Genomic DNA, 17597 nt, shown 5'->3' with positions numbered 1-17597 from the left:
GAAAGCAGAAGGCCAACCCATTAGCGGGTTGGCCTTCTGCTTTACTTGACAGGTAAGGAAGCCGACTGTTGGCTGGCCAGCGCGACCAGTTCCTCGTAAGCTCGCAGCTCGTGGCTGAACAGCGCGTAAGCCTCCAGCGTCGCAAAGAAAAAGTAGTGGCTTTTGACCTTATCCGACGAAATCAGGCGGATGACATCGGCGGGATGGCCGAAGGTGGCCATCAGCCGCTGCACCAGCGGCACGTACAGCTGCCGGTCATCCTTCTTGATTTCCACCAGCCGGGCATAATTGAAGCGGTGCTCCTTCGCCCAGGGCTTCATCTGCCCGTGCGCCATCCGGTTCAGCCGGTAGCGGATGTAGCGCAGGGCCGTTGAGTAGTTAATGACCAAGGAGGGGTCGGGAAAGCCAACGGGAAGGGTAGCGGAATCCATGTCGCAAAGTACCGGCTTTGCTTCCCTACTGCCCAATCACGTATACCGGCACGACTTGGGCGTCGGCGCCGCGGCCGGTTTCCTTTTTCACTTCCCGGCCATCCAGCAGGATGGACGCCGTGATTTCCGAAGCGGCCGTGCCCCCGTCGAGGCTGGCCAGCAGGCTGAGGTGGTCGCCCTGCTTCATGGTGCGCTTAAAGCGGTAGGTCGCCGGCAACGGGACGTTGTTGAGCGTGGTGATGCCGCCGCGCTCGTTATCGTAGCTGATGTAATCCGAGGTGGGGGCGGTGGCAGAGGAAATGCGGTACTCCACCTGGTATTCTGTGGGGCCGGAAGGAGTCGCGTCGTCCTTGGAGCAGCTGGTGGCGGTAGCCAGGGCAGCGCAGCTTAGCAGCAGATAGGTCAGTCGTTTCATCGGTCAGAAAAGCGGGGTTAACGGAAGTGGTAGCGCAGGCCGGCGCTGGCGTTGCCCGGCCACTGGTCGATAAGGGGGGTGTTGAACAGGTAGCCTTTGGTGGCGGTGGCCACGAGCGAGAGGCGGTTGCCCAGGAAGCAGTCGACTTCGGCGCCGGCCTGCGGGCCGTAGGTGAAGCATTGCGGCTCCTTGGCATCGGGGACCACCTCGGCGGTACCGTTTTGGCCGGTGCGCTCGTAGCCGGCGGCACCGCCCAGCAGCAGGTGCACGTAGGCCACTTCGCCCAGACGGAACAGCTGCGGGGCCAGCAGCACCCGGCCCACGTAGCTGCAGTAATCGCCGCGGCCGCTGAGGGTGCCGGCGTCGCGCAGTGCGCTGGCGCGCAGGGCCAGACGGTTGGTGAGCATGCTGGTGTAGCTCAGCTCGTAGTAGTCGCCCTGCTCGGAGCGGCCCAGGTGGGCGCCCCAGCTGGAAATGTGTTGGACGTGGCGCTGGGCGAAGGCCGGCACGGCGCCGGTTCCCGCCAGCAGCAGGACCACTAGCACTAGATTCTTCATAAGGGGTTAGTTGCGGGGGCGGGCCCGGTCGGCTTTGATGAGGGCGTTTTGCACCAGGATGTCGGAGTAGACCATTTCGGCCGCCTGCCGCGAGGGGCCGGGCTGGGCGGCTTCGGCCAGCAGCCGGTCGGCTTCCTGGCGCAGCTGCATGGCTTTAATCATGTTGTCGTTGGAGGTATTCAGCGCCACCATCCGCTCGCCTTCGGTCATGGCGTAGCGGCCGGGGTTCTTGAGCGTGGCGTTCATCTCGATGCTCTGCTGGGTCATCTCGTCGGCAATCTTGTAGTAGCCGAAGGCCGTGGCAATCTTCTTCTTCTGCATCATCTCTTCGTAGGCAAACGTGGAGACGGCCGCTTCCTCGCGTTTCTGCTGGTACTGCTGGGAGCTCATGCGGCCGCCCGCGGCCGTGGCGCCCGAGCCGAAGCGCGAAAACACGTCGTACACCGTGTTCAAATCCTGCTGGGGATTGTTGAGCTGCAGGGCCTGGCGCAGGCGCTCGGCCTTCTGGAACACGGGCATGTACTGGTTGCTCTGCCCCCGGCCCGACATGGCCAGGGCGCGGGCAAACAGCTCCTGGGGGTTGGAGAGGCGTAAATCCTGAATGCTCTGCACCTTGCGCAGGTCGGCCTGCACCTTGCGCAGGTCGGCCTGCACCTGGCGCTGCAGCTGCAGGGTCTCGTCGGTGATGTCCTTCACCTGCCCGGTAATGTCCTTGGTGACGCCGGCAATCTGCCTGGCATCCTTGATAACCTGGTAGTTTTTGACCGTTTCGGTCCACTGCGCGAGGCGCTTGGCGAAGTCACCGATGTGCACGCCCATGTGCACGGGGTCGTTAACCACCATTTGGGCAGTGGCCTGATGACCAGAAGCCAGAAGTAGCGCGAAGGCCACGAGGGCCGGCAAAAGCGTCTTTTTCATCGTCGTATCCGATTAAGTGAAAAGAAGGGACTAGCGGGCCGCCGCTTCCGGGCCGAGCTGGCCGGCGGCCGCCGTGGTAATCAGGATGGGGTAGCCATCGGGCAGCAGCACGTCGCGCAGCTTGGTGCGGGTCTTGGGCCGGGAGAGCACCTGAGCGGCCACCCGGCCGCCCACGCCCACCACGGAGTTGGCCGCGGAGGCCGAGCGGTCAATGGCCGTGCTGATTTCCTGGGTGGTCTGCTGCTGCAGCTCACCCGCGGCCATGCCGGCTTCGCGGGCCACGCGCTTCACCGGGTCAATCATGATGCCCGGCATGTAGTTGAAATCGTAGATATCGGCCTGCACCCGCGTCGGGCCCAGGCGGTTGACTTCCAGCGTCACGTTGTTGGTGCCCACGGTGGCCACGCCGGCAAAGACCATGTTCTTGGGAAAGGTGACGCCGGAAATGACGGCATCCTCCAGCAGGCGCAAAATGACCACCGAGCCGGTGCGCACCTTCTGCTCGCCGTTGATGACGCACTTGAAAAACACGTCCGGGGCCAGCTGCTGCTCGCGCTGGCTGCCCTGGGCCATCATCCGGCTGGCGCCCGCCACTTTCACCGTGTTAAAGCCGTCCATGCCGGGGGCGCTCATCCGGGTGGCCAGCAGCTGCGCGGTCTGGTTGGGGTCGCGGTAGCGCTTGCCGGTCATGCGCTCGTAGGCGGCGCGGGTTTCCGGCGGCGAGGAGCCCAGCATGGCCAGCACGTCCGGGTCGGTTTCAAACGGGGTGCCGTCCGCGTCGCGGGTAGGCAGTAGGCTGCGCCCGGTGCGGACAGCGCGGCCAGTACCTGCCCGGCGGCTGGCTCCCCCGCCGCTAGCGGTGATACGCCGGCGCGGTACCACCAGGGTTTGCGCCCTGTAAGAGCCCGTGGAAGGGTCCTGAATCGTGGTTTCAATGGTGTCCACGTCGGCCGCGGCCAGCCGGGCGGCTTCGGCGCGGCGGGCGGCGGCTTGCGCGGCGGCCTGGGCCCGGCGCCGCTTGCGCAGTGCCAGACCGGTAGTGTCGACGGCAAACACGTCCACCACGTCCTGGTCGGTGGCCCGGGCCGGCGCACTCTGGGCGTCCTGCTCGGCACGGCGCTGGGCTTCAATCTGGGCCGAGGGTGAAGCAGCCGGCGCCGGGGGCGCGGTTTCCACCGAGGGGATTTCCGGCTCGATGTTGGCCGAAGCTGCCGCCACCGGCTCGCGCTCCTGCTGGGCCGCTTCTTTGGCCGATTTCAGCCACAGAAACAGGCCACCGATGATGAGCACCAGCAGCAGGCCGGCAAAGGCCATCCAGTTCGAGCGCAGGATTTCAGCGGGGGTACGGTTGATGGGCGCGACAGCTGGGGTAGGCTGCTCGCTTTCGGGACGGGCCGCCGGGCTGTTTGCTTGGGTAGGAGGAGTAATGGGTTCCATAGAAAAGGGCGGACAGCACTAGATGGTAGCGGCACGGTTAATCACGCGGGAGGGCACGGGCAGCACCAGCACCCGGGCGCCGTTGAGCTCGCGCAGGGTCACTTCCAGGTAGCCGCGCTCGGTGGCCGCGTACAGGGGAATGGCGTAGGTCAGGTACCCAGTGGTGCGGCCGGTGATGACCTGGTTGGGTCCCCCGCCGGAAGGAGCCAGCGGGCGCCGGGCCTCGTTCTTTTTGCGGGCCAGAAACTTCTTCTGCGCGTTTTCCACCAGCTGGAAGTCGGTGAAGTCCACGTTGTAGTCGATGTTGGTCTTGTTGATGACCTTGAAGCGCAGGTAGGTGAAATCCTTGTCGTTGCGCACGTTGGCCAGCGAGAGCACCAAATCGTTGTCGACCACTGCCACGGCCTGGTGCTCCTCGCGGGCTTTGCGCAGCTGCTGCAGCTTGCCCTCGACCACGGCTTTCTTTTCCCGCTCCTTGTCCAGGGCCAGCTCGTTTTCCGGCGCGGCGCCCGTGGAGGCGGCGCTTTTGCCGTTGATGCTCAGCGTGCCGTCCTTTTGGAAGTCGTAGAGCTGCAGCACCGGGCGGCCCGTGTACACCAGCCGGCCCATCCAGTACTTCGAGCCGTAGCGGATGAGCAGGGGCGTGGGCGGCGCGTGCTTGCGCTTGGCCCGCACAAACACGGCGTTGGCCTCAATCTTGACCAGGTAGTTGCCTGCCATGCCCACGTCGACCAGCGACACCGGCCCGCCGAAGACCAGGTAGGTAGTGGAAGAGTCGGAAACGGCCACGTCCAGCAGATTATCAGCGGTAGCTCCGGCCGTAGCCGGGGAGGTAGGGCCACTTTGCGCGGCCGCCGGCATGGGTTGTAAAAGCACTAAGAGCAGCCCCAGCAGGGGCGGGAAAGTGTAAAGTCGCATCGGTGAAAGGGATAAAGGGTTAGTTGGCCGGGGTGCTGGGGGCCCGGGTTGTGGCCGGTGCCGCGGGAGCCGTGGGCGTGCCGGTCGGAGACAGGCCCCGCTCGGCTTCCTGCAGCCGGCGTTGGCGGTCGGCTTCCTGGGCCTGCAGCAGCTCCTGCTCTTCCCGCGTCAGCTGCGGGGAGTAGGGGATGTAGTCGAAGTTGGTGATGAGCAGCCCGTAGGGGTTGGCATCCGAGCGGTTGGTTTCCACCAGGTTGAACTTGGCGGCCAGCGGCAGGGGCTCCTTTTGCTGGCCCCCGATGAAAATGCGCTGCTTGATGTAGACCGAGCCCGACCAGGGCCGACGGCTCATGTCCACCAGCACACTGTCCACGGTCACCACGTTGCGGGCGGCGTAGCGCTCGTAGTTCTGCAGCACCTGCCCGCGGGTGAAGCCCTCGTAGATGCGCCGGCCGCCGCGCCCCTCAATCAGGGGCAGGGCCGCGTCCAGGTTGTCCTTATAGGTGTATTGGTCGTGGCCGAACATGGTTTGCATGAACTGGCGCACCAGGTTGCGGGCCTCGTAGGGCGTGTGGGCGTCGTTGCCGGCCGAGAGAGCCGCCACCGAGCCGGTTTGCGAGACGACGTACACGCGCCGGCCGCTGTTTTCGTAGGCCCGGTACACGAGAAAGCCCGAGGCCAGGGCCACCAGCAGCAGGGCCAGTACGCTGCCCAGCGCCAGGTTGCGCATGGCGGAGAAAGAGGTACTCAAGTCTTTGGCGGAATCCATTCGTAAGTGGTTGTGAGTGTTGGGAGGGATGCCTTTGCGCCCTACTGCCCCGCCGAATGGAGCGTCAGAAAGGTCATCCTGTTTGGTTCAGGCAGGCCGGAAGGGTCACGGTAGGGGAAGACCACCAGCGCCGGCTGTTTCTGGTTGTTTTGCCCGGTGTAGGCATACAAAGTGCCGCGCACCGTCACGGGCGTATTGGGCCGGATTTGCGACACGGTGAAGCGCTCCGGCTTGGAAAGGCCCTCCGCTCCTACCTGGAAGCTGGCCAGCGAATCGGTTCCGTTAGGTGAGTACAGCGGCAGGGAAGCTGGTATCTTGTCCTTGGGTCCGTAGCTGGTGGGCTTCCAGCGGAGCACGGCTTCGTAGGAAATGCGGTAGCCGGGCGCGGTGCCGACTTTTCGGCCGCCGGGACGGTCCGGGTCTGAGCCCCACATCCAGGGCAGTGTTACCTGCATCGGCTCGACCTTCAGGGCCTTGGCAGAAACTACCTGCAGGTAGCCTTGCTTGGGAGTTTGCTGCTCCACGCCAGCCAGTACATTAATGGCCGAAGGGGGCAGTGGGGCCGGAATACCAGCTTGGGCTGATGAAGTCGTTGCAGCAGCCTTGGCGGAAGGCTCAGTTGGGCCAGCGGCCGGAGTGGTATTATCGGATTGGCAGCCCGAGGCAAGGCAACCCAGCAGAATAGCAGCAGGAGATATGGGGAGTCTTTTCATCGTTAAATGGCTTGGTAAGCGTGCGTTACTTGGTCCAGATGCCGGAGGCGCGTTGCCGGTAGGAAGGATTCAGCGCATCGGACATGGTGATGACGGGCAGACCCGAGGAGGCGGAACTACTGGCGGCTTCTCCCCCGGTGTCTGCGCTAGCACTTGGGGCGGCGGAACTACCGCTGCTGCCACCGCCGCGGTTGCCACCCCCTCCCCCATTGCCCAGGGCCCGGCCCACGGCACTCGACAGCCCGCCCCCACCGGGGGCCACGACGCCGGCGGCCGCAGTAGCGGCCCCCACGGCCATCCCCGTCATGGAGCCGATGAATCCTTGGGCGGCCGAGGAGCCAATGAACAGCGACGTGAGGTAGGGCACCATCACGTAGAGCAGCACGAAGGCCACCGAGGTGAGCATGAACATCTGGTCATCGACCGACTGCTGCGGGCCGTTCACGATGTTGCCAAACAGCCCACCGGGGGCGCGGGCCGACTCGGCGTAGAACTTGTAGAGCGTGTCGAGCAAAACGAACGTGAGCCCCCACATCTGCACGGCCAGGAAGTTCTGCAACCACTTCATGGCCAGCTGACCGAATGATGGAATCACCGACAGGGTCATGGCAATGGGGCCGCAGACGTACAGAAAACCCAGGATAAACTGCTGGATGAACGTCATGATTTTGCGGATGATGAGCACCGTAGTGGCCGTAAACAGCCGGGTCATCAGCCCCGAAAACGTGAACGTGGACAGCGTTTCCGATATGCTCGTCATCAGCGCCGAAGCACCCGAAACGATGTCGCCGATGCCCATAGAATCGTTGCGGGCTGCCGCGGCCACTGCCGGCGGGGTAGTCAGGTCGCGCAGGGCTTCAGCTGCTGATTGATTCGTAGCAAACAGCGCCGTAAAAGCCGCGATTCCCGTCCCCAGCGTGTCCATCAGCGTCTGGTAGAAGAAGAGCAGGAAAAATATCCAGGTGGCCTTGATAATCGGTCCCCAGTCCATGGCCAGCCCGCTGCCGGAGATAAAGCCGCGCCCGATGGTGTAGAGCAGGGCAATGCCCATCAGCGAAGGCGTGATGAAGCGGCAGGCGGTGAGCACGACCTGCAGGGTCTGGTCACAGGCCCGCAGAAACCCCGGGTCGATGCCGTAGGCCACCATCGCGAGCATACTCATTTCGCTAGGGCCCCAGTGCGAGCCTGTTTATCTTCCACAAACTGGTCCACGGCGTAGTCCAGGCGCTGCACCCGCACCGGCTCGTACTCAATCTGGCCCTCGTCGTTGAGCAGCACGTGGCCGTTTTTGTCAGTCCGGGGCCGCAGCTGGGTCTGCTGATAGAACTTCACCAGCTTGCCCAGGTAGTTGCGCTCCACGGGCTTGGAGGTGAGGATGGCATCGAGCTGCGGGGAAGCTTCCAAGGCGAAGACCTTGCCCTTGGCGCCCTGCTTGATGAAAAACTCCCGCAGGGCCTCGGTCGAGCGCACCGACTTAATCAAGTCCATTTCGTGGCCGGTAAGACCCAGCGGGGCCTGCAGCTGGGCCAGCGAGTCGGGGTTGACGTGGCGCAGGATGATCTTGGTAGCCGAGTTGTTGATGATGGCCGGGCCAATCTTGCTGCTGGTAATCTCACTGATGCCCTGGGTGATGATGGTCACCGAGCCATTGGTTTTGCGGATGGTGCGGTACATCGACTCGATAAATTCCGACAGTACGCCCGAGAGCATAGTCCACGCCTCGTCCAGGGCGATGTACTTGATGTCATCGGGAAACTTGCGGAACAGGTCCAGCGAGAGCTCAGTGATGAGCATGGCCACCACCGGGTACAGGTCGGGGTCGGCCTGCACCTTAGCCAGGTCAAAGCAGATGAGCCGGTACTCGCTCAAGTCCACGTCGCGCTTGGCATTTAGTACCCGCTCGTAGCGGCCTCCGGTGATGTACTGGCCCAGCACCAGGAAGAACTGGTGCAGGTCGATGTACTTCAGGTTTTTCTGGTACTGCCGGCGGGCCCCGTCCAGCGGGTCGGGCTCCACCCCATCGCCGGGCTGGGCCACGGGCTTCTGCATTTCCTGGTCGTACTGCTCGACAAAGCGGTAGAAGCTTTCCATGCCGGGCAACTCCTCGTCCTGCTGGTTCAGGCGCGGGCTTTCGTTCAAGCCGGCGTAGTACTCAATCAGAAAGCGCGAGAGAATGGTGCGCTCCGACTTGTCCAGCGCCGTGTCCTTGCCGCCCTTCCAGAGCGCGGCGAGCAGGGCCAGGTGGAAGTTGGTTTTCTCGTCGTTGTAGAGCCACTTGCCCGAAGCATCGCGGGGCACGACGAAGGGGTTGAACTCGATGGGGCGCTGCGGGTCGTACTCGAAGTAAGTGTGGTCGAAGTCCTCGCCGTTGAGCGACTGCAGCACGTTGCGGTAGGTGCCGCCCACGTCCATAATAATCTGGCGGGCGCCCTTCTCGAAGCGCTGCACAATCAAATTACCGAAGGTGTAGCTCTTGCCCGAGCCCGAGGGGCCGATGACAATGGCGTTCTGGTTGTCCAGGGCCGTGTTGAACAGGTTTACCTGCACCAGATTGCGGAACCGGTCGGTCAGGTACTCCCCCACCGGGTCGGTTTTGTAGGTGGCCGTCCAGTGGGTGTAGCAGGCGCCGCGGTCAGCGGTGCTGGTCAGCCAGCGGTCCGGCACCTGCCAGGCGTTGCCGGGCAGCAAACCGAAGAACACGGGCAAAGCCAGGTAGCTTTCGACCACGCTCTCGGTGCCGAACATGTAGCGGAAGGCGGCTGTAGCCCGCTCCACGTTCTCGCGCCGGCTGGTGTCGTTGGTGTCCCAGAGCAGGCACGAGAGGTGCAGGCCCACAATCTGCTTGTTTTCGGCCCGCACCTCGGCCGTGAACTCCTCAACTTCGGCCGCCCGCAGGTGATTGTCCTGGGTAGCCAGAAAGGAGAGCGAGGCGTTGAGCTTGCGGTCGGTGTCCAGGCTGCTTAATTCCGAGCGGGTATCCTGAATCAGCAGGGCCTGCGTCAGCACGTGCGGGCACTGCAGGATGTGGGTGAGCGGGTAAAGCATGGGTGCCGTCACCCCGTAGGAGTTGCGCACGGCCGGGTAGGCGTCGGAGCCCTGCCCCACCATGCTCAGCACGTTGACCTTGTGCTCGCCCACGCTGAAGGTGCCCAGGTCGTTGCCGATTTCGCGCTCCTGCCGGGTGGGCCGGCCGTCGAAGTTGAGGTTGAAGTACTGCAGGTAGAGCTGGTGAATCTCCGCGCTTGGCAGCCGCTCGAAGGTGACGCCGCCCAGGTTCTTGATGCCCTGGATGAATTCCACGGCCCCGCTTTCGGCCGTTTCGAGCGTGTGCACGAGCTGGGCAAACGGGTTTTTGAGCACGGCCTCGCCGGCGCGGGCCACCAGCGCATTCACCGCGTTGGTTTTGGGCGATTTGACCGCTACCGGAGCGAAGGAGAGGAACAGGTAGGACTTCTGCAGCAGCACCAGCCGCTCGAAGAAGTGCTTGTTCATCTTGTTTTCGAAGTAGGTCTGCTGGGTTTTGTCTTCGCGGTAGGGCCGGTCGTAGTAGATGTCGGTTTTCTGCACGATGGTGCCCACCGGCAGGGGCCGCAGCACGCCCACCAGCGCGGTCTGGAAGGCTTCGTAGTCGTCCGAAGTCCAGCTTTCCATCTCGGCGGGCTCCACGCGGAAGCCCACCGCGACGCGGCCGTCCTTGAAGACCACCTTGTCGCCCTCGAAGCTGTGCACGGGCATCACGGCGTTAAACGCGGCCGTTTTGGGCTTTTTGGTCATTTGTGGAAGGGGTGGGAATGGGCCCCACCGCCAAACGGCGGGGCTGGATGAAGGTGAAGGACAGCCAGCCCATCAGAAAGCCGGGCGCCTGCTTCCTACTCAGGTAGCGCAAGCCCAGAATCAGGCCCAGCTCCACCAGCATGACGAGCAGGTACACCAGGCGGGGAATGTGGACGGCCATACCCAGAAAGCCCAGCAGCAGCACCGAGCCGATGAACAGGCCGACCATTAGCCCCAGGTCCTGGATGTTCATTCCCAGCACCTGGGCGGGCCGCTCGATGGATTTATAGGAGCGCATGAGCTTAGCGGACGCCCCCGTCCCCGCCGCCCACGGCGCTGACCAAATCGTCCTTGAAGAGCTGGAAGCCGAACCACAGAATCACACCGCCCACCAGCCAGCCCAGGGCGCCCAGCGCATCGGGCGCGCCCTGCACGAACTTCATCACCACGCGAATCAGGCCCACGATGAGCACGATGGCGAAAATGACCTGCACAATGCCCACCACGGTTTCCTGCACGCCTTCGAGCGCGGCCGCGGCGCCCCCGCCGCCCAGCTGGGCGCGGGCCGGGCTGGCGGCCAGGGCCAGGGTGGTCAGCAGCGCCGCCACGCGCTGCTCGGCGCGGGAAGGCTGGTAGGTCTGGCCGGCCGCGGCCAGGGTGTGCAGGGTTTCAGTGGCCGTTGCGGCGTGGGTACGGGCCCGGGAAAAGAAGTGGGTTAGCATAGAAAAGGGATATTGGTGGAAACAGGGTGCTTATCTCCCCAAAAAGCCAAGTGTGGCATCTAGGAAGGTTTGGCGGTGGGAACAGAGCTGCCGGCGCCGGGGAACAGGCCGTTCAGAGCGGCGCGCTGGGTGGCAGCATCGGCGCTCATGCGGGCGCGGCGCTGTTGGCGCAGGGCGATTTCGGCGGCGCGGTTGGCCTGGTCGTTGGCCGTGGGCGCCGGCGCGGTGAGGGGGTTGTGGAACAGGGCTTCCGCCGGCTCCTCGTCGAGTTCCGGCCTTGGCTCGTCAGCCGCTGCAGTGGGAGTTGCGGCTACTTCCTGGGCATCCAGCAGCGAAGCCAGGGCGCCGGCTGCGTGGCGGATAGAGGCCGGGCGCGGTGCTTTGTCCGTGGGGGTATCCTGGCTGGCTTCTGCCGGGTGTTCAGCCCCGGACTGCGAAGCGTCAGCCGGGGGCGTTGTAGGCTCGTCTTCGGCCGAAGGCACTGGTTCTGAAACCGCCCGGTCTTCCTTGGGAAGCAGCCGGGCCAGCGCCGTGCCGGCTTCGGCGGTGAGGGCGGCGGCGGCCAGCTTGCCGGCGGCCGCCGCCGTGTCGTAGTGGAAGGTCCGCAGGGAATGGTGGTTGCGCGTGGCCAGCACCGCAGCCGGAGCCGCCGGCTGGCCAGGGCCCCGGAAGCGCCACCAAAGCAGCGCCGCCAGCGCGGCCAGGGCCAGTATCACCACCAGTAAGAGTATTCCAGAGCGCATACCGGCCCCTTACGGGAAGAAGCGCGTCAGTGTTAGTAAAAAGTTAGTGAAAACTTAAAAACTACTTGGTCGTATGAAATGGCTACCAGCGAGGTGGAGTGCTAGTAGTTGCAACTCCGCAGGCGGTAGTAGATAGAAGATTTGAGTTTTTCCCGGCGGGCATGGCATCTTATAGCCGTGGTTTGCGTCCTTTGGAGTATTGCTCCGATTTTTTAGCTCCCTACTGCCCCTGCAGCACACCTCTTCGCATGTCGTCATCCGACCACCTATCCGCCCCGTTGGGGTTTCCTGACCTTAGCCTGTCCGCGCCCTACCCCGAGTGCCTGCGCTACGTGCAGTCCCGTCTAAAAGCCCTTCCCCAGGGCGATTTAACCGTTTTTTGTGCCCAGCATGGCCTGACCTATACCAACGTCGTCAACCTGAAGAACGGCAAGCTCAAGCGCGACGAGCTGCGCCTCGTGCAAAAGGTGCTGCGCGCGCTGGGCGTGTCCACCGAAATCGTGCGCATCGACATCGGCAGCGGCGCCAACCAGTACGTGTTCGGCAGCGCCGAGCTCCTGGCCCAGTTCCGTGAGCAGCTGGCCTTCTTCGACGCGGCCGCGCAGCGGGCCGGTAACCCGCCGCCGACTACTTAACCCCAGATAGCTTTCCTGCCGGGCCCGTCCGGGCGCTGGGAGGATGTGGAGCTGTCCGGCTCCACATCCTCTCGCCCCACCCCATGAACGCACCCCGGGAAAACGACCCCACCGAGCTCGACCGCTTCAAGCGCGACATTGACCTGGTAGACTACGCCCAGCGCCAGGGCTACACCATCAAAAAGGAAAGCCGCCGCGGCGACTGGCACCACTTGGTCAAGGATGACGAGCACGTCATCGTCACCCGCAAGGCCGGGGGCCACCAGGTATATCTGAATCCCGGCGACGCCCGCGACGCGGGCTCCATCATCGACTTTGCCAAGACCCGGGGCGGCCGGGGTGGCCACGGCCTCAATCTGGGCCAGGTGCGCCAGCAGCTGCGCGAGTACCTCGACGGCGCGCCCGCCCCGGCCCGCCAGTATGCAACGCAGTACGCCACCCCGCCCCACCCCGCGCGCCTAAGCAGCCTGCCCGTGGGCGACCCGGAGCACGCGGCCCGGCAGGCCGAGGAAGAGCGCCGCACCCGCCTGATTTCCGAGGTGCTGGGCGTCAAAAAGGAACTGACTGACCGCGGCTACCTGTACAGCCGGGGTATTACAGATAGCACGATTGACAGCCCGGCCTTTCAGGGGCGCATCTTCACGGCGCAGCAGAACGAGCACCGAAACACGGCCTTTCCGCTGTATAACGAGCACGGGCTGGCCAGCGTGGAGCAGAAGAACGAGCACTACAAAAGCCTGCTACCGCTGCCCAAAAACGGCATTTGGGTGTCCCACCCCACCGAGGGCAAGGACACGCCGGTGGAGCGCGTGGTGGTGAGCGAGTCGGCCATTGACTCGCTCTCGCACTTCCAGCTCAAGCACGGGCAGGACCCCCGGAACACGCTCTACATTGCCACCAGCGGCACGCCCACCGAGGCCCAGGTGGCCCTGATTCAGCGCGTCATCGACAAGCAGCAACCCCGGGAAGTAGTGCTGGCCAACGACCGCGACGCCGGCGGCCGGCAGTTCAACATCAACTACCTCAACGAGCTGCAGCCAGCCCGGCCGCTGGTGCCGGTGGCCGAGCAGGAAGCCTACCGCGAAGCCTCGCGGCCCGTGGAGTGGCACGCCACCAGCGACAAGTACCACACCAGCCTGAAGGTGACCTTTCACCACGACTCGGCCGAGCAGGGCGCCGGCCAGGTGCAGCAGCTGCGCGAGCGGGTGGAGCACATCAACCAGACCCAGCAGGACGGCCCCTCGCTGGCGGTGGAAATACAGCGCAGCACCGAGCAGGCCACCATCCTGCGCCTGACCGTGGCCCGCGCCGACACGGCCCAGCTGGAGGTGGTGGCCCAGGAGCTGTACCGGCAGCGCGAGCAGCTGCGGGCCGAGGCCGAGCGCCAGCAGGAAAGCTTTCTGCGCGTGGATTACCCGCTGGCCAAGGATTTCAACAAGGAGCTGGAGTACACCAACCAGGGCCTGAGTGCCGAGCAGATTCGGGCCGCCGCTCAGCGTGAAGAGCAGCAGCGGGAATCCGAGCGCCAGCAGCGGGAACAGCGGGAGGCCGAGCGCCAGGCCCGGCGCGAGCGGGAAAGCAGCCCCGAAGCGCAGCAGGAGCGTGAACGGAACGATAAACGCTTTAACCAGGCAGTGCTGGGAGCAGCAACATCCGAGGAACAGCAGCAACGGTCAACCCGCTCATACCGCAGCGAGCTGGAAGCGGCGGAGCACACCGCGCAGTTCGTGCACGCCAAAGACGCTGGCCTGGTGCTACTAAAAGAGTACATCCACGATAATCCCCTGCCAGCCGGCCGCAAGTTCGAGGAAGCGGAGCGGGAAGACCTGCGCGGCCGGGCCCGCTTCGCTGAAGCCGCCGCGGTTGTCAGCTTGGCCGCTCCTTCGCCGGCCGAAGTCAAAACGGCGACCTGGAAGGTGGATGAGTTGGAAGCCAACACCACCGGCCGCGCGGAGGCCTGGAAAGCAATTCTGGATAATTCAGGCTACTCTATGCAGACCAGCGAAGTGCGCAGCACCGTGGATGAGCAGGGCATTCGGCGGGCAGAATTTGACATGAGCTACCGCAACGACCAGCCAGATATTGCCATTATTCACGTCATTGTGACCAACACCAATGCCCGCGCCGAGGCCGGCAATGAAAAGTATGCGGGCGTGAGCGTCGTTGAGCCCGGGGCTGACCGCACCGCCCGGCAGCTGGCGGCCGAGGCCGCGGCCATTCAACCCCACAATCGGGACCGGAGTCAGGATGTGGCTGTCAAGCCAAGCGCAGAGGCCAGTCTGGCTGTTAACGAAACAGTGGCTCCCAGTGTCACGGGAAGCGAGAAACAGGTAATTATCAAAGTGGATGAGCCGGCCTCTTCGCCCGGTGAGCGGGGGCAGGCAGAGGCGGTGCAGGCAACCTTGACCGCGAGCGGGGCCAAAGCCAGCGAGTTGCAGAGCACGGTTGACGCCGAAGGTATCCGCCACTCGGAGATGAAAGTGTCGTACCGAACCGACCAGCCCGAAATAGCGCAGGTAAGCCAGGCACTCGACGCCATAGGCCAGCAGGCAGGGAACCACTTGATTGAGCACGGCAGCGACCGGGCCGAGCGGCAAGAGGCGGCCCGGGGCCGGGCGACCGAGATGCCCGACCGCGGTTCGGAAATCACCCGGTAATCACCTTTAGCAGCTCATTAAGCGATGAGATGATCAGGAATTCCCGGGCAGGGGTTCCTGTAAATCAGCAGCGCAATAAGAGAGCGGCAGGACTTCGCCTGTATTCTTGGCTTGCCTACCTGTTTGATATTCATAAGAACTCCTTTGAAAAGCTTATTTATACAGGGGCTTGCTTGCCAGACCTTTGTATAGCCAACTCCCGCATGCCGCAGCGGACTATATGCAAATTAGTATGAGCAAGCCCACCAACCACCACAGCACGCCGGCCGGCACGAAGCGCGGTCCGTCCGAGTACTTTACTGGCACGGCTTGGGTCACCATGCTGACCGGCGAGAATCCGACCGACTGCACCGTCGGCGACGTGACCTTCAGGCCGGGCGCCCGCAATAACTGGCACCTGCATCCGGCCGGCCAGTCGTTGGTCTTGACAGCTGGTCAGGGCTACTACCAGGAAGAGTGCCACGCGGCCCAACTGCTGCGCGCCGGGTCGGCTGGCCAAGCCTGTGCGTATAGCAGGCAACTGACTAAGGCTTTCTTAAAATACTGAGCTCCTGCTCTGCCCGTTTGAGGCGGGCCCGCAGGGCGCGGACCTCCGGGTCGCGCGCCACTTCCTCGCTGCCCACCTCGGCCACGAGCCGCAGCACGCAGGCTGCGGCGCGGCAGCTGGGCATCAGCCCCAAGCTGCTGCGCCGCAGCCTGCGTGCTGCGGCTCTCGCCGGCTAGACGCAGCGCTTCGGCCTTGAACGCCTCGTCATGTTTACGCCGTTTGTCGGGCGACGCCCCGCTGGTTTTGGTTGCCATGACAGAAGAAATATACGTCCTTCTTCTGTCCGTCGTGCCTAGACCACCTCACTACCCGCCCGCTCCTCGGGTATGAGTAGCCTGACCCTGTTCGTGCTTTGCTTAGTGGGGAGCTGCGCGGTCGTGGGGGGCGTGGTCGTGATTGAGTTCACGAATTTCTCCAGAGACCAGGACGACTTCCAGGCGGGCTCTTACTTGCTGATTTTCTTCAGTGTGTTGCTGGGTTTTGGTGGGCTGATTGCCGGCTGCTTCTCTCGCAAATTCGGCCACGTGCTGGCTATCCTGCTGGGCCTGGCCCCGGTGGGGGTGCTGGCTTTCTTTGTCTACGAAGTGAGTGGCCATAGTACCCGTGCAGTATCGCCTGCCGACCAGCAGGCTGCCGAGGAGCAGGAGCAAGCGCGGATAAAAGCCCGGCGAGCAGCCCTCACCCGTGCTGCAGTGGCTCAACGACAGGCCATTGCCCGCGCGCATCCCTACGCAGGCCGGGATTCTACCCAGCTGTACTATACAGCCGATCAGATGCCCAGCCTCACCGGCAAACCGGAGTTCCGATCTGAGCAGCGCGAGTCGTATCGCGAGCTGGCCCATTGGCTCAGTCGCTCGGCAACACCCCATTTGGATCCGACGGAATTACAACCAGATACAATTCCGGTCGGCTTTATCGTCGGTCCCTACGGGGGTATCTTCCAGGCTCAGATTCAGTACGGGGAAATACCCGAGACTGGTGCCCGCACGCGGGCAGAGGCAGCAGTGCTGCAAGCCGTGGAGGAATTGCCGTTGCTGCACCCCGGCCGCCTCACGGCTACCTACGCAAGTTGGGCATATTCGATGCCGATGATCAACTAGCAGAAATGTCAACTTTCAATATATATAACTATATTAATTAAATAGTGTATTTTAGTCGCGTGGAAGGCGTAAGGTGTGTGACTGTGCTTTCCGGCATGATTCCAAAAAATCCCTTCGTGCTTCACGAAGGGATTTTTGCCTGGCAAAGTAAGAAGCAGCTAGCCGGCTAGACTGTATTGAGTGCCTGATTGCTTCAGGAAGTTCGACATCAGTGCTTACCCTGCTGCTACGTTGAGCGCCCTAGCTTTTCTAGCCCGTTACATACAGCAGTACGGATAACATAACCAGCAGCCCCACGGAAAGCATCCGAGAGGCTTGGAGAACATGCATACTCTCTTGGGCGCAATAATCTTCCATGGGTCCACACTACGTAGGCGCCGATAGGCTCAGAAATATACCAACCAGTAGCTTAATTACAACTCACGTATCCGACTATTGCTGAAGGCCATACCTAATACTCGGTTTCCAAACTAACTTGGCTTCCCTACTAAGCAAGCCTCTATACCGCTTTACTGTACTCTTGCTGCTGCCTGTACCCTCGCTCGTTTAATGCACCGAGAGCCCAGCAGCCAAGCACGTCTTTACCTTCGTGAGCTTTTCTTCGTCCACGCCTGGCTGGGGGCCCAGGTGTTTGCTTTGCACCGTGGCTAACGCCATACCGGCCTGTCGCCACTCCCCGCTGCTCCCCCGCTCAAACTCCGTCAGAGCAGCACATATCGTCAGTACCAGGTAGCCGGCGTAGTTCGTATCGATCCGTAATTCCGGCGCCACAAAGCGTACGTCTTGCCGGCTGAGGTCGGCAATGAGGTGGATCCGGTGCGCGGTATGGTACCCTAAGCGTGAGAGACGGTTGACGATTACCGTATCGCCTGGTCGGAGCAGGGCCGGCATCTTGTCCAGTTCAGGCCGGGTTGTGCAGGTGCCCCTTCTCTTCTTTTGAAAAATTCGATCGACGTCAGCTGCCGTTAGCTCCTGTAACTAGGTATCTTAGGTTCTGAACTCAGAGCTCTGAGCCTTCGCCGATACCCGGGCCTAACCAAAATTGATACAATAGTGGATCTGCGTCGCTACTAGTGTTCGGTGACGTTGCTCTGGGTCGCTTCATCCACCACCAGAAAGAGCGTCTGACTTTCGGCATCGTATCCGCGCAGGCGCACCACGAAAGTGTTCCCTTCAGCGGTCGTGTAATAGTCTCCGGCGCCCGGCAGGAAGCCATACTGATGATAGAAGCGCTGAAATTCAGAGGCGAGAAACGTAGACA

18 protein-coding genes and 1 pseudogene are annotated in these 17597 nt (G+C 63.1%); 4 read left to right on the top strand and 15 right to left on the bottom strand.

The annotated features are described in order from the left end of the window. Positions 1-41 precede the first annotated feature (41 nt). Genes ACYVHC_RS20695 through ACYVHC_RS20635 form a run of 13 tightly spaced genes read right to left on the bottom strand, consistent with a single transcriptional unit; the run spans position 42 to position 11397 of the window. Positions 42-431 carry a hypothetical protein gene (locus ACYVHC_RS20695; protein ID WP_460615641.1) on the bottom strand — a complete coding sequence of 130 codons (390 nt, stop codon included), beginning with the start codon at positions 429-431 and terminating at the stop codon, positions 42-44. Positions 432-456: 25 nt separating this feature from the next. Next, the gene (locus ACYVHC_RS20690) at positions 457-846 is read right to left on the bottom strand and encodes a hypothetical protein (RefSeq protein ID WP_460615640.1); all 390 of its coding nucleotides are present in this window, start codon (positions 844-846) and stop codon (positions 457-459) included. A gap of 17 nt (positions 847-863) precedes the next feature. Next, positions 864-1403 (bottom strand): hypothetical protein, encoded by a 540-nt coding sequence (locus ACYVHC_RS20685; RefSeq protein WP_460615639.1) that lies wholly within the window; start codon positions 1401-1403, stop codon positions 864-866. 6 nt (positions 1404-1409) lie between these two features. Beyond that, positions 1410-2321, bottom strand: a complete 912-nt coding sequence (locus ACYVHC_RS20680; protein WP_460615638.1) for a hypothetical protein — start codon at positions 2319-2321, stop codon at positions 1410-1412. Positions 2322-2351: 30 nt separating this feature from the next. Beyond that, entirely contained in the window at positions 2352-3758 is a 1407-nt protein-coding gene (gene traM / locus ACYVHC_RS20675) for a conjugative transposon protein TraM (protein ID WP_460615637.1), read from the bottom strand. Positions 3759-3776: 18 nt separating this feature from the next. Next, the gene (locus ACYVHC_RS20670; RefSeq protein WP_460615636.1) at positions 3777-4676 is read right to left on the bottom strand and encodes a DUF4138 domain-containing protein; all 900 of its coding nucleotides are present in this window, start codon (positions 4674-4676) and stop codon (positions 3777-3779) included. Between the two features lie 19 nt (positions 4677-4695). Next, positions 4696-5445 carry a conjugal transfer protein TraK gene (locus ACYVHC_RS20665; RefSeq protein ID WP_460615635.1) on the bottom strand — a complete coding sequence of 250 codons (750 nt, stop codon included), beginning with the start codon at positions 5443-5445 and terminating at the stop codon, positions 4696-4698. A gap of 41 nt (positions 5446-5486) precedes the next feature. After that, entirely contained in the window at positions 5487-6158 is a 672-nt protein-coding gene (locus ACYVHC_RS20660) for a hypothetical protein (RefSeq protein ID WP_460615634.1), read from the bottom strand. Positions 6159-6183: 25 nt separating this feature from the next. Continuing rightward, complete coding sequence (locus ACYVHC_RS20655) at positions 6184-7314, bottom strand: hypothetical protein (RefSeq protein WP_460615633.1); 1131 nt, start codon at positions 7312-7314, stop codon at positions 6184-6186. A 2-nt stretch (positions 7315-7316) separates the two neighbouring features. Then, positions 7317-9932: a TraG/VirB4 family ATPase gene (locus ACYVHC_RS20650; protein ID WP_460615632.1), complete on the bottom strand. Its 2616-nt coding sequence runs from the start codon at positions 9930-9932 to the stop codon at positions 7317-7319. Continuing rightward, positions 9901-10230, bottom strand: coding sequence for a hypothetical protein (locus ACYVHC_RS20645; RefSeq protein WP_460615631.1), 330 nt, complete (start codon positions 10228-10230; stop codon positions 9901-9903). The genes ACYVHC_RS20650 and ACYVHC_RS20645 overlap by 32 nt, the downstream gene beginning before the upstream one ends. Before the next feature lie 4 nt (positions 10231-10234). Then, entirely contained in the window at positions 10235-10654 is a 420-nt protein-coding gene (locus ACYVHC_RS20640) for a hypothetical protein (RefSeq protein WP_460615630.1), read from the bottom strand. A gap of 59 nt (positions 10655-10713) precedes the next feature. Beyond that, the gene (locus tag ACYVHC_RS20635; protein ID WP_460615629.1) at positions 10714-11397 is read right to left on the bottom strand and encodes a hypothetical protein; all 684 of its coding nucleotides are present in this window, start codon (positions 11395-11397) and stop codon (positions 10714-10716) included. A 161-nt stretch (positions 11398-11558) separates the two neighbouring features. Between ACYVHC_RS20635 and ACYVHC_RS20630 the strand changes: the two genes are divergently transcribed. From ACYVHC_RS20630 to ACYVHC_RS20615, 4 genes are all read left to right on the top strand, one after another. After that, positions 11559-12032: a hypothetical protein gene (locus ACYVHC_RS20630; RefSeq protein WP_460615628.1), complete on the top strand. Its 474-nt coding sequence runs from the start codon at positions 11559-11561 to the stop codon at positions 12030-12032. Between the two features lie 83 nt (positions 12033-12115). Then, positions 12116-14689, top strand: a complete 2574-nt coding sequence (locus ACYVHC_RS20625) for a toprim domain-containing protein (protein ID WP_460615627.1) — start codon at positions 12116-12118, stop codon at positions 14687-14689. Positions 14690-14909: 220 nt separating this feature from the next. Next, complete coding sequence (locus tag ACYVHC_RS20620; protein ID WP_460615626.1) at positions 14910-15236, top strand: cupin domain-containing protein; 327 nt, start codon at positions 14910-14912, stop codon at positions 15234-15236. A gap of 326 nt (positions 15237-15562) precedes the next feature. Beyond that, positions 15563-16336: a hypothetical protein gene (locus ACYVHC_RS20615; RefSeq protein ID WP_460615625.1), complete on the top strand. Its 774-nt coding sequence runs from the start codon at positions 15563-15565 to the stop codon at positions 16334-16336. 546 nt (positions 16337-16882) lie between these two features. Here ACYVHC_RS20615 and ACYVHC_RS20610 read toward each other — a convergent pair. Further along, positions 16883-17287, bottom strand: a pseudogene (locus tag ACYVHC_RS20610) (recombinase family protein); the annotation flags it as partial. A 119-nt stretch (positions 17288-17406) separates the two neighbouring features. Beyond that, positions 17407-17597, bottom strand: a 191-nt coding sequence (locus ACYVHC_RS20605) for a hypothetical protein (RefSeq protein ID WP_460615624.1), incomplete at its 5' end; no start/stop codon positions are given.

The organism is Hymenobacter seoulensis, from assembly GCF_054780535.1.
This window is presented reverse-complemented; position numbering and strand designations above follow the sequence as displayed.